Below are 10,991 nucleotides of genomic sequence, written 5' to 3' on the forward strand. Positions count from 1 at the left end.
GATATCGGCGCCGCGGTCGTTTTCGACGCCAGTGGCCGTGTGCTGGTGGTGCGCAAACAGAGCTCGGATACCTTCATCCAACCCGGCGGCAAGCCCGAGCCCGGCGAAGCACCGTTGGTTGCCTTGGCGCGTGAGCTGCACGAAGAACTCGGGGTCGCCCTGGACCCTGCCAGTGCTGTACCGCTGGGCCGGTTCGAGGCCTGGGCGGTGCACGAAGCCGGGCACCGCGTACGGGCGCATGCCTATCTGGTGAGGGTCATCGGCATGCCCCGCGCACAGGCGGAAATCGCCGAACTTGCGTGGGTGCCGCTGCGCCCGCCGCATGGGGTGCGCTTGGCACCGTTGAGCGCAGACCATATCCTGCCCGCGGCCGCGAACGCGGTGGCTGCGACCTAGACGTCGCGGCCTGCCCAACCAGGACACCGGATGTCAGCGTCGCTTCCCCCGCAATTGCCTTCCTGCACGCCACACCCCAGCGGGGATGGTGCACCTGCGTTTCTCGCACCCCTGCTCAAGTCCGTGCTGCTGGTCTGCCTGGTCACGGCCGCGATGTGGGCGGTGCTGGCACTGATTGCGATCCCCCTGTCGGGCTCGGAGGCGCTGCAGGCGCTGCTGGCCGATGAGGACCTGCACTGGCTGCCCGGCTCGCTGCGCTGGCTGCTCACCCACCCGGTGCTGGCCAACGTACTGCTGTGCGTGTCGAGCCTGCTGGGCATTGCGGCGTGCTGGGGGATGCTGCGTCGCTGGCGCTGGGCGTGGGCACTGTTCATCGTGCTGCTGGCGGTCACCGCCGTGCTCAACGTGATCGCCGCGTGGTTGCTGAACGATGCCTTCCGCCACCTGCTGGCGCAGATACCCGGTGACACCCTGTCGATCGAACTGCTCAAGCTGCGCAGTGAGCTGCGCGTGCAGCGCGTGATCTGCAGCGGCCTCGCCGGCATGACCGCGATGGCCTTCGCGGTACTGCAGGGCTGGCTGATCGTGCGCTTGTGCGCGGCCGATGTACGTGCGCTGTTCCGCCGCTGACCTGTTTCCCGCAGCGCCACGGTGCGCTGCACCACCTGCAAGGATGATCGTGTGACTGTTTCCCTCCCCCTTCTGCGCCGCCACGGCTGGCGTGCGACCCTGTTCACCCTGCTCACGGCGGTCAGTCTGCCAGCGGCGGCCCAGGCCATGGTATGTGGCACGTTCGTGGCCAAGGACAGCGGCACCACGTTGACCCTGCACAGTGCGAACGAGGGGGTGCGGCAGATTCCCGGCCAGGCGCCCGAGCCTTACATCCTCAGCCGCCTCGGCGACGAGCTGAAGCTGGCCGACCTGGACAACGGCGGCGTCGGCTCGCTGAACGTGCAGGAGGGCGGTCGCCTGCTCAGTGACCGCTTCAACGAATACCGCTTGCAGAAGGCGGCCACCTGCCGCCGTGCGACGGTGTTTCCGGCGGCATCGTGCCGGGCCGAGATCGGCACCTGCCTGAACGACACGCTCTTCGCCAGCAACGACCGCCTGCGGCAATGGTGCCGTGAGGATGTGCCGGCCGCCTGCAAGCGTCTGCTGGCCAATTTCCAGTCCGAAGCGCGCGACGCCAGGACGCTGGCGGCGACCCGGGACGATGCTCCGGAGCTGCCCGAGCCGGAGGTCTGCAAACCCGCGTCCGCGCAGTACGACCAGGCTGCCTGTCTGGAGGCCGCGCGCGACGCGATGGGACACGCCCTGGCCAAGGCGCTGCTTGGCGGGCTCAGCGCAGCCAAGCCGTCACCGCTGCCGGCCATACAGCTCGATGAGATCACCACCCTGTGCCAGGCACAGACCGGCGGCACTTTCTGCGCCAAGGCCGCCGAAGCGCTGTGGGACGCCGGCCGCCTGATCCCGGCCCGCGATGCACTGCAGCGGGCATGCGCCCTGGGCAAGGACCCGCGCGCTTGTGAGCGTGCAGCGCCGCTGGCCGCGCTGGATGCCAAGGCACTGACCCCGGTGGCAGCCACCGCCCTGCCCTGCGGCAGCTATGTAGCCAGCCAGGGCCTGATGGACCATCTGCCGTTCGGCGATGGCGGCATGATCGACAGCGGCTTCGGCGGCAAGCTGCGCGCGCGGCTGGTCGATGGCGACATCCGTGTGCGCCATGACCAGGGCGACGACTTCGTGTTCAAACCTCTGGCCAACGGCAATCTGATCGGCATGGACAGCTGGAACCGCTTCAGCTACTACGAGCGCACCGGCGAGGCGCAGCAGTGCAGCGCGCCGGTGGTCTTCGTCGAGACCCCGCTGCCGCAGGACTGCCCGACCTTGGGCCGCGACGGCGGTGCCCAGGCGTGCTGTACGGCCGGCAAGCTGCAGGGCTGCAACGCCGCCGGTCACCAGCTGGCCCTGCGCAACCGCTGGGCCGAGGCGGCGCCGTTCTATACGAAGCTGTGCACCGCTGGCGTGCACGAAGGCTGCGAGAACCTGGCCAGCGTCTACGAACACACCGGTGACGAGCAGCTGCCCGAGCAGATGGCCGCCCTGTGCGCGAAGGATGGCAAAGGTACCCATGTGGCCTGCGATGTGCACGCGACCCGCAACTGGGGCCTGATGCGGGTCAGCGCCGGGCTGGAACAGATTGCCGAGCGTATGGCGACCGAGCCCGATGCCGAAGCGGACGACGACGATGCACCGGCCGAGGCGCCCGCCACGACGAAGAACAGCAAGAGCAGCAACCGCAAAGGCGGCCACTGAGCGCAGGTGAGCACACGCAGGCCGTGCACCGGCCTGCGGTAAAGTAGCGCCCATGAACGACTTCGACCGCGTCCGCGCGTATCTGACCGACCTGCAGGACCGCATCTGTGCGGCGATCGAAACCGCCGACGGCCAGGCCCGCTTTGCCGAAGATCTCTGGCAGCGTGCAGAGGGCGGCGGTGGCCGGACCCGCATCCTGCGCGATGGCGCGGTGTTCGAGCAGGCCGGGATCGGGTTCTCCGATGTGGCCGGCACGCGCCTGCCGCCATCGGCCTCGGCGAACCGTCCGGAGCTGGCCGGGGCTTCCTGGCGCGCCACCGGCGTCTCGCTGGTGTTCCATCCCGCCAATCCCTACCTGCCGACCACGCACGCCAACGTGCGCTACTTCCGCGCCGAGCGCGATGGCGTGGCGGTGGCCTCGTGGTTCGGGGGTGGCTTCGACCTCACCCCGTTCTATCCGATCGACGAAGACGTGCGGCACTGGCATCAGGTCGCGCACGATCTGTGCGCGCCCTTCGGCGAAGAGCGCTATGCGGCGCACAAGCGCTGGTGCGATGAGTATTTCTTCCTGCGTCATCGCAACGAGACGCGCGGGGTGGGCGGGTTGTTCTTTGACGATCTGCACGGCGATTTCGAGCGCGATTTCGCGTATCTGCGTGCGGTCGGCGATGGTTTCCTGGACGCCTATCTGCCGCTGGTCGAGCGCCGCAAGGACACGCCGTATGGCGAGCGCGAACGCGAATTCCAGCTGTACCGGCGCGGGCGCTATGTCGAATTCAACCTGGTCTACGACCGCGGCACCCTGTTCGGGCTGCAGAGTGGCGGGCGCAGCGAGAGCATCCTGATGAGCCTGCCGCCGCGCGTGCGCTGGGAGTATGGCTTCCAGCCGGAGGCCGGCAGTGATGAGGCGCGTTTGGCCGATTACCTCGTCCCGCGCGACTGGCTCTAACGGGGAGGGGGGGGTAAGCGCATGCGCTTAACTCCCCCCCTCCCCGTTATTTCTCCGTCCCCGTTATTTCTTCGGCACGATCGTGATGTGCCCGTTGATCTCCAGCACCGCCAAGGCGACGTCATCGATGGTCAGGCAGCCCTGCTGACGCAGCGCGGCGTCCAGGTCGGACGGGGTGACCAGCTCACGCTTGAGTACCGAGTCGAGCACTTTGCCATCGCGTGCGATCAGCACCGGCTCGCCTTCGACCAGCGATTCGATCCGGCGGCTGCGCGTGGTCAGCCAGCCGACGCCGTAGTTGATCGAGATCAGCGTCGCCGCGAGCAGCAGGCCGCCGCCCAGGGAGGTGTCCTGGCCCAGCAGTGCGTTCTGCACCGCATTGCCTAACAGCACGATCAGCAACACGTCGAAGGGGGTGATCTGGCCCAGCGCGCGTTTGCCCGAGAGCCGCACCATGCCCAGCACCACCACGTACACCACCACCGCGCGGAGGATGAATTCCCACCACGGCATGGCCAATGCAAACAGGTCGCTCATCGCCTCTCCCCGACTGGTCCGGCCAGCATGGGCCGGCACCCGGTCAGAGGCAATGGTTGGGCGTCGCGGGCGGCCGTTTTCCGGCGCCACAAATAAAAAGCCCCGCCAACCAGGGGGAGGTTAGCGGGGCCGGGGAACGGGCGCTTGGGGAGGAGCCCCCGTTCCGAGATCTGCTCCAGGGGATGGGAGAGATCCACAACAGGCATTGCGCCTGTCGAGGTCTATAAAAGCACTCCGAACATTGATAGTTCGTGAAGGGGCCCAATTAATACTGGGCTCCTCCCGGAAACATTCATCCAGCAGTCAGATTATCGGGAAGCAATGAACCAATTCAGCGTTTTGACTGTGATTCAGGCCTCAATGTGCCTCATCCCAGTTGTCGCCGACGCCAGCGTCCACCACCAACGGCACGCGCAGTTCGGCCGCTGACGACATCAGTTCAACCACTTTCAAACGCAAGGTGTCGAGGAAACTGCTTTCGGTTTCAAACACCAGTTCATCGTGTACCTGCAGAATCATCTTGGCCTGGTCGCTGTGCTCCTGCAGCCAGTCGTCCACCTTCACCATGGCGCGTTTGATGATGTCCGCCGCGGTGCCCTGCATCGGGGCATTGATCGCCGCCCGTTCAGCACCGGCCCGCAGGCCCTGGTTGCGGGCGTTGATATCGTTCAGGTACAGACGGCGGCCGAACAGGGTTTCCACATAGCCCTGGTCGCGAGCCTGCTGGCGCATCCGCTCCATGAAATCTCGCACGCCCGGGTAGCGGCTGAAGTACAGCGCCACGTAGTCCTGGGCCTGACCACGGTCGATCCCGAGGTTGCGGGCCAGCCCGAACGCGCTCATGCCGTACATCAGGCCGAAGTTGATCGCCTTGGCGGCCCGGCGCTCGTTCGAGGTGACCTCCTCCAGGCTGCGGCTGAAGACTTCCGCCGCGGTCGCCCGGTGCACGTCCACGCCCTGCTCGAAGGCCCTCACCAGGCCGGGGTCCTCGGAGAGGTGGGCCATGATCCGCAGCTCGATCTGCGAGTAATCGCAAGCCAGGATCTTGCGGCCCGGCGGGGCCACGAAGGCGCGGCGGATGCGGCGGCCGTCCTCGGTGCGGATCGGGATGTTCTGCAGGTTCGGGTCCGAGGAGGACAGCCGGCCGGTGGCGGCGCCGGACTGGTGGTAGCTGGTGTGTACCCGCCCCGTGTCCTGGTTGATCATCTCCGGCAGCTTGTCGGTGTAGGTGCTGCGCAGCTTGGCCAGCCCGCGGTACTCCAGGATCACCCGCGGCAGCTCGTGCTGCTCGGCGATCGCCTCCAGCGCCTCTTCATTGGTGCTGGGCTGGCCCTTGGGGGTCTTCACCAGCGCCGGCAGCTGCAGCTCGTCGAACAGCACGGCCTGCAGCTGCTTGGGCGAATCCAGGTTGAAGGTGCGCCCGGCCAGCTCGGTCGCCTTCTGCTGGGCGGCCAGCATGCGCGAGCCCAGGTCCTGGCTCTGCCGGCGCAGTTCGGCCATGTCGATATGCACACCATTGGCCTCGATGCGGGTCAGCACCGGCACCAGCGGCATCTCGATGTCGCGGTAGACGCTGTCCAGCGAGGGCGTGGCCTGCAGCTGCGGCTGCAGCGCGTGGTGCAGGCGCAGGGTCACGTCGGCATCTTCGGCGGCGTAGCGGCAGGCTTCGTCCAGGCCCACCTGCGAGAACGAGATCTGCTTGGCGCCCTTGCCGGCCACCTCTTCGAACTTGATCGTGGTGTAGCCCAGGTAGCGCATCGCCAGCGAGTCCATGTCATGGCGCGTGGCGGTGGAATTGAGCACGAAGCTCTCCAGCATGGTGTCGTCGTGGTACCCCTGCACGTTCACGCCGTGGCGGCGCAGCACGTGCAGGTCGTACTTGCCGTGCTGGCCAAGTTTCTTCTTGGTGGGGTCTTCCAGAGCAGGGCGCAGCGCCGCCAGCACCTGCTCGCGCGGCAGCTGGGCCGGCGCGCCGGGGTAATCGTGGCCGACCGGGATATAGGCCGCCCGGCCCGGTTCGACCGCCAGGCTGATGCCGACCAGGTTGGCGCGCATGGCGTCCAGCGCGTCGGTCTCGGTATCGAACGAGATCAGCTCGGCATCGGCCAGGCGCTGCACCCAGGCGTCGAGCTGTTCGGTGGTCAGCACCATCTCGTACTCGCCGGGGGCGGAGAGCGCCGGGTCGACCGGCACCATCGCCTCATCCGACGTGGCACGCGCGTAGCCGGCCGCGGTGCCACGCAGGCTGACCGGGGCATCGCTGGCAGCGGCCGGGGCCGGCACGGGGCCGCCCAGCTCCTTGAGCGCCTGGGTGAAGCCGTAACGCAGGTACAGCTCGCTCAGCGACGACACGTCCGGCTCGCGCAGCGGCAGCGTCTGCGCCGTTACCTCCAGCGGCACATCGGTGCGGATCGTGACCAGCTCGCGGTTGAGCGGCAGGCGCTCCAGCGCCGCGCGCAGGTTCTCGCCGATCTTGCCCTTCATGGTCGGGGCCGCGGCGATCACGCCATCCAGGTGCTGGTATTCGGCCAGCCACTTGGCGGCGGTCTTGGGGCCGCACTTTTCCACGCCGGGCACGTTGTCCACCGCGTCGCCCATCAGTGCCAGCAGGTCGACGATCTGGTCGGCGCGCACGCCGAACTTCTCCATCACCGCCGCGTCCGAATCCATGCGGCTGCCGGTCATGGTGTTGACCAGCTCGATACCCGGGCGGACCAGCTGGGCGAAGTCCTTGTCGCCGGTGGAAATGGTCACCTGCAGGCCATCGCGGTGGCCCTGCAGGGCCAGCGTGCCGATCACATCATCGGCTTCCACGCCGGGGATGCGCAGGATGCTCAGGCCCAGCGCTTCGACGATGCGGCACATCGGCTCGATCTGCGGGCGCAGGTCGTCGGGCATCGGCGGGCGGTTGGCCTTGTAGTCGGCATACAGGTCGTCACGGAAGGTCTTGCCGGGCGCATCGACCACGAAGGCGACGTACTCGGGGCGCTCCTTCAGGGTGGCGCGCAGCATGTTGACCACGCCGAACAGCGCGCCGGTGGGTTCACCGTGTGCGTTGGTCAGCGGCGGAAGCGCGTGGAACGCGCGATACAGGTAACTGGACCCGTCAATCAGGACTAATCGGCTCATATGACGATTCTACGCGCCCGGCCCTGACCGTCGGCACCGGCCTCACGATCCATCGGGCATAATCAGGCCCTCTTCGCCCAAGGACTCCCGGCCCATGAAGATTCTGTTGCTCGCAGGCGTGCTCGCGCTGGCTGGCTGTGCCACCGGTGGTGGCGGCAGGCCCCCGGTCGATGTCACCGGTGCCGATGTGGTGAAGACGGTGCAGGACAACGGCGACACCATCGAGGAATACCGGGTCGGCGGTCAGCTGCGGATGGTCAAGGTGACCCCGTCGCGCGGCGCCCCGTTCTACATGTACGACCAGAACGGCGATGGCCGCATGGACGGGGACAAGGACGGCGTCTCGCCGGTTTATTGGAAGCTCTACAGCTGGTGATTCCGGGGGTCGGCCAGGCGCTGACCCCCATCCCTGCTTTCCCACGCTCGATGACGACACCCGAACGCCGCCACGATCCGAAGCCGGCTGAACTGCGCGCCGGCCTCACTGCAGAGCAGCGCCAGGCGGTGGAGACGCTGGAGCATTTCGGCTGGCAGCTGCGCTTCGTGCGCCGCCCGCTGTTCCGCGACCCGATCCCGGTCCTGTTCGACCGTAATGGCGAGCGCTATGTGGTGCTGCAGCCGGATGGCACGCTGGATGAATCGCAGACGCTGAAACTGCGCGACTGAGGGGCACTGCCGGCCAGCGGCCGGCACTACCGCTTCCCCGTTATCGGATGACCAGCACCGGCACCGTGCTGCGTGCCAGCACTTCGGCGGTCTGGCTGCCGAGCAGCACGCGGGTCACGCCACGGCGGCCATGCGAGGTCATCACGATCAGGTCGCTGCCGCGCTCGGTGGCGGTATCGATGATGCCGTCAGCGGCATAGCGGTCCAACACGTGCACGGTTGCCGTACGCAGGCCCTGCGCTTCCGCGGCGGCCTTGGCAGGCTGCAGCACCTTCTGCGCGGTCTCTTCGCGGTCGGCTTTGTATTCGGGCGTGTTCATGTAGCCCACGCTCCAGCCCATCGCGTCGTACATACCGACCGCCCATGGCTCGGAGACGGTCACGATATCGACCTCGGCATCGAGGTCCTTGGCCAGCTCCAGGCCCTTGGCCAGGCCTTTCTCGGCCAGCTCCGAACCATCGGTGGCAATCAGGATGCGCTTGTACATGGCAGAGCTCCTTGGGGGGCAATGGGAACATCACCATTGCACACCCGATGTGGATGCGGTGCCTTGAGTTGGATCAATCGCCGTGGGCGCGCGCAGGCACCCTCCGCGCCGGATTGCCCACCACGGCCGCGCCCGCCGGCACATCGCGGGTGACCACGCTGCCCGCGCCCACCACCGCGTCATCGCCGATGGTGACGCCGGGCAGCACGATCGCGCCGCCCCCGATCCAGACATTGCGCCCGATCCGGACCGGCTTGGCCGACTCCAGGCCTTCCGCCCGCGCCTGCGGATCACGCGGATGGTCGGCGGCATAGAGCTGCACTGCCGGACCGATCTGGGTGCCATCGCCGATGCTGACCTCGGCCACATCCAGGATCACGCAGTTGTAGTTGAGGAACACGCCCTGCCCCAGGCGGATGTTGTAGCCGTAATCGCAATGGAATGGGGGCCGGATCACCGCACCCTCGCCGACCGCACCGAGCTGCTCGCGCAACAGCGCGCGGCGCACGGCCGGGCTTTCGGCCAGGGCGGCGTTGTAACGGACCATCCAGACCTTGGCGGCGGCCATGTCGGCCTGCAACTCGGGATCACCGGGGCGGTAGGGCAGCCCGGACACCATTTTTTCCTTTTCGCTCGGACCCATGTGGCCTCCCTCAGACAGAGGGTGATGATGCCGGTTGGCCGCTCGCGTGTCAGCGCGTGCCGCGTCGCGTGCCCAGCAGCGCCACCAGTGCGAAGACGATGCCGCTCAGCCAGAACCACAGCGTTGCCTGGCCGATGCACACCCCACTGGGCTGCGGCTGGCAGCGCAGGCGCAGCAGATCGAAGTCGCCGCCTGCGGCCAGGCAGGTCTGCGCGTGCTGGAACAGGGCCAGCACCGGCTCGGCCCAGCCTGCCGACCATGTCAGCAGAACCAGTGCAGCAAGCAGATACGGAATTCCCTTGTTCACAAGTGCGCTCCCAGCGGACAGGGGCAGACTCTGGGCGCCGCCCCGGGGAGCGACAAGCGGCACGCGACGAACTGTGTGAAATCCGGGATGAGCCGGGGGCGATCGGGGATGAAGCGAGGCGCTCTGGTCCATCACAACGCCGATAGCGCAGGCATGCGCTGCCTGGGATGCCTGTGCTGCAGCGCAGGACGGAGACCAGCACCGCCCATGACAGACTTCGCGCATGCGCCCTACGCTCATCGCCCTGCTGTGCTCGCTGGCCCTGCTGCCGCTACCCGGCCTTGCCGCCGCGCCGGGTCCGGACCGCGTCCTGATCTTCAGCCGCACCGCCACGTTCCACCACGACGCGATTCCCGTGGCCGTGGCGACGCTGCGCGAGCTGAGTGCCGAGGCCGGCATGACGGCGGACCCGAGCGACGACCCCCGGGATTTCCGCCCGGACACCCTCGCCCGCTACCGCGCCGTGATCTTCGCCAATACCACCGGGGATGTACTCGACGTAGCGCAGCAGGCGGCGATGGAGCAGTTCATCCGCAAGGGCGGTGGCTTCATGGGCGTGCACGCCGCGGCCGACACCGAGTACGACTGGCCGTGGTACGGCGAACTGGTCGGCGCGTGGTTCCACAAGCACCCGGAGGGTCTGCAGGAGACACTGGTGCAGCCCGAGCGTGACGGCAAGCCGTCAGGCCCGGCGTGGCCGATCCGCGATGAGCTCTACAACTACCGGCGCAATCCGCGTGGGCAGGTGCAGGTCATCGCGACGGTGGACGAAGCGCGCTACGACGGCGGCACCATGGGCGCCGATCATCCCATCGCCTGGTGCCGGCCCTTCGATGGCGGCCGCAGCTGGTACACCGGGCTGGGCCACGATGCGGCGGTGTATGCCGACCCGAATGTGCGGGCGCAGCTGCGCCGTGGCCTGCGCTATGCAGCAGGTCACGCGCCGGACTGCTGATCAGGCGGTGCGCACCACGCGCGCGCCTTGGCACAGCGGGTAGCTCGCCAGCAGATCGGCGATGCGCGCGTGCAGGGTGTCGAACGAGGCGCCATACAGATACAGCGCCGTCTCGGTCGGGCCCTGCCACCAGCTGCAGATCTCGCCGTGGCCTTCGATGCGCTCGACGATCTGTTCGAACACATAGTTCGAATCACACTGTTCGTAGACCTCATCGGGCAGATCGGTGCCGTTGAGATACAACGCCAAGCCTTCGGTGACGCCGAACGGCTGATCGGGGGCGCCTTCGCGCTGGATCAGTGAGCCCTTCGGCGCTCCCAGCTGCTCCAGCAGCTCGATCACGCCAGGCAGCGAGGCCGGATCGTTCAACGCGACCTCGATATCGCCGTAATCCACTTCGCCGTCTTCCGTCAGCGCGGTGCCGCCGCCGGTGATCTCGCCCAGCTCGGCACTGCCCAGCAGCGCATCGAGCGGATCTTCGAACAGCTCATGGCGGTGCTCGGGCTGGAGCCTGGCATTCAATTTGACGGTGAGGTGCAGCGGCGAATCGGTCATGGCGGGGGCCTGCGCGAAAGGAATGCCGCCCATTGTAGTGGCGGGCGGGGG

General features: G+C 67.6%; 13 protein-coding genes. 7 read left to right on the top strand and 6 right to left on the bottom strand.

What is annotated here, in order from left to right; genetic code table 11:
* The first annotated feature begins 3 nt into the window (after positions 1 to 3).
* The 4 genes from ACE026_RS11420 to hemF are packed head-to-tail and all read left to right on the top strand — an operon-like array spanning position 4 to position 3,661.
* Positions 4 to 396, top strand: a complete 393-nt coding sequence (locus ACE026_RS11420; RefSeq protein ID WP_486039145.1) for an NUDIX hydrolase — start codon at positions 4 to 6, stop codon at positions 394 to 396.
* A gap of 30 nt (positions 397 to 426) precedes the next feature.
* Positions 427 to 1,026, top strand: coding sequence for a hypothetical protein (locus ACE026_RS11425; RefSeq protein ID WP_486039091.1), 600 nt, complete (start codon positions 427 to 429; stop codon positions 1,024 to 1,026).
* 51 nt (positions 1,027 to 1,077) lie between these two features.
* A complete protein-coding gene (locus ACE026_RS11430; RefSeq protein WP_486039092.1) occupies positions 1,078 to 2,712 on the top strand; it encodes a hypothetical protein in 1,635 nt (544 codons plus the stop codon).
* Positions 2,713 to 2,764: 52 nt separating this feature from the next.
* Positions 2,765 to 3,661 carry an oxygen-dependent coproporphyrinogen oxidase gene (gene hemF / locus ACE026_RS11435; RefSeq protein WP_259261953.1) on the top strand — a complete coding sequence of 299 codons (897 nt, stop codon included), beginning with the start codon at positions 2,765 to 2,767 and terminating at the stop codon, positions 3,659 to 3,661.
* 63 nt (positions 3,662 to 3,724) lie between these two features.
* Here hemF and ACE026_RS11440 read toward each other — a convergent pair whose 3' ends face one another.
* Together ACE026_RS11440 and polA are read right to left on the bottom strand one after the other, a co-directional pair.
* Complete coding sequence (locus ACE026_RS11440; RefSeq protein ID WP_123729821.1) at positions 3,725 to 4,198, bottom strand: DUF421 domain-containing protein; 474 nt, start codon at positions 4,196 to 4,198, stop codon at positions 3,725 to 3,727.
* Positions 4,199 to 4,555: 357 nt separating this feature from the next.
* Positions 4,556 to 7,327 carry a DNA polymerase I gene (gene polA, locus ACE026_RS11445; protein WP_486039093.1) on the bottom strand — a complete coding sequence of 924 codons (2,772 nt, stop codon included), beginning with the start codon at positions 7,325 to 7,327 and terminating at the stop codon, positions 4,556 to 4,558.
* A gap of 94 nt (positions 7,328 to 7,421) precedes the next feature.
* Here polA and ACE026_RS11450 point away from each other — a divergent pair, with 94 nt between their 5' ends.
* Together ACE026_RS11450 and ACE026_RS11455 are read left to right on the top strand one after the other, a co-directional pair.
* Positions 7,422 to 7,703: a DUF2782 domain-containing protein gene (locus tag ACE026_RS11450; protein ID WP_123729819.1), complete on the top strand. Its 282-nt coding sequence runs from the start codon at positions 7,422 to 7,424 to the stop codon at positions 7,701 to 7,703.
* Positions 7,704 to 7,753: 50 nt separating this feature from the next.
* On the top strand, positions 7,754 to 7,993 hold the full coding sequence (locus ACE026_RS11455) for a hypothetical protein (protein ID WP_486039094.1): 240 nt from the start codon (positions 7,754 to 7,756) through the stop codon (positions 7,991 to 7,993).
* Positions 7,994 to 8,033: 40 nt separating this feature from the next.
* Here the strand turns inward: ACE026_RS11455 and ACE026_RS11460 are convergent, their stop codons facing one another.
* The 3 genes from ACE026_RS11460 to ACE026_RS11470 all read right to left on the bottom strand — a co-directional run bounded on the left by ACE026_RS11460 (position 8,034) and on the right by ACE026_RS11470 (position 9,430).
* Complete coding sequence (locus ACE026_RS11460; protein ID WP_121040915.1) at positions 8,034 to 8,480, bottom strand: universal stress protein; 447 nt, start codon at positions 8,478 to 8,480, stop codon at positions 8,034 to 8,036.
* 73 nt (positions 8,481 to 8,553) lie between these two features.
* Positions 8,554 to 9,123, bottom strand: a complete 570-nt coding sequence (locus ACE026_RS11465) for a sugar O-acetyltransferase (protein WP_486039095.1) — start codon at positions 9,121 to 9,123, stop codon at positions 8,554 to 8,556.
* Between the two features lie 49 nt (positions 9,124 to 9,172).
* Positions 9,173 to 9,430: a hypothetical protein gene (locus ACE026_RS11470; RefSeq protein ID WP_486039096.1), complete on the bottom strand. Its 258-nt coding sequence runs from the start codon at positions 9,428 to 9,430 to the stop codon at positions 9,173 to 9,175.
* Positions 9,431 to 9,653: 223 nt separating this feature from the next.
* On the opposite strand from ACE026_RS11470, the gene ACE026_RS11475 reads away from it, so the two are divergent.
* A complete protein-coding gene (locus ACE026_RS11475) occupies positions 9,654 to 10,385 on the top strand; it encodes a ThuA domain-containing protein (RefSeq protein ID WP_486039097.1) in 732 nt (243 codons plus the stop codon).
* Here ACE026_RS11475 and ACE026_RS11480 read toward each other — a convergent pair.
* The coding region (locus ACE026_RS11480; RefSeq protein WP_486039098.1) for a hypothetical protein at positions 10,386 to 10,991 on the bottom strand (606 nt) is incomplete at its 5' end.

Source organism: Stenotrophomonas sp. AGC87, assembly GCF_057333975.1.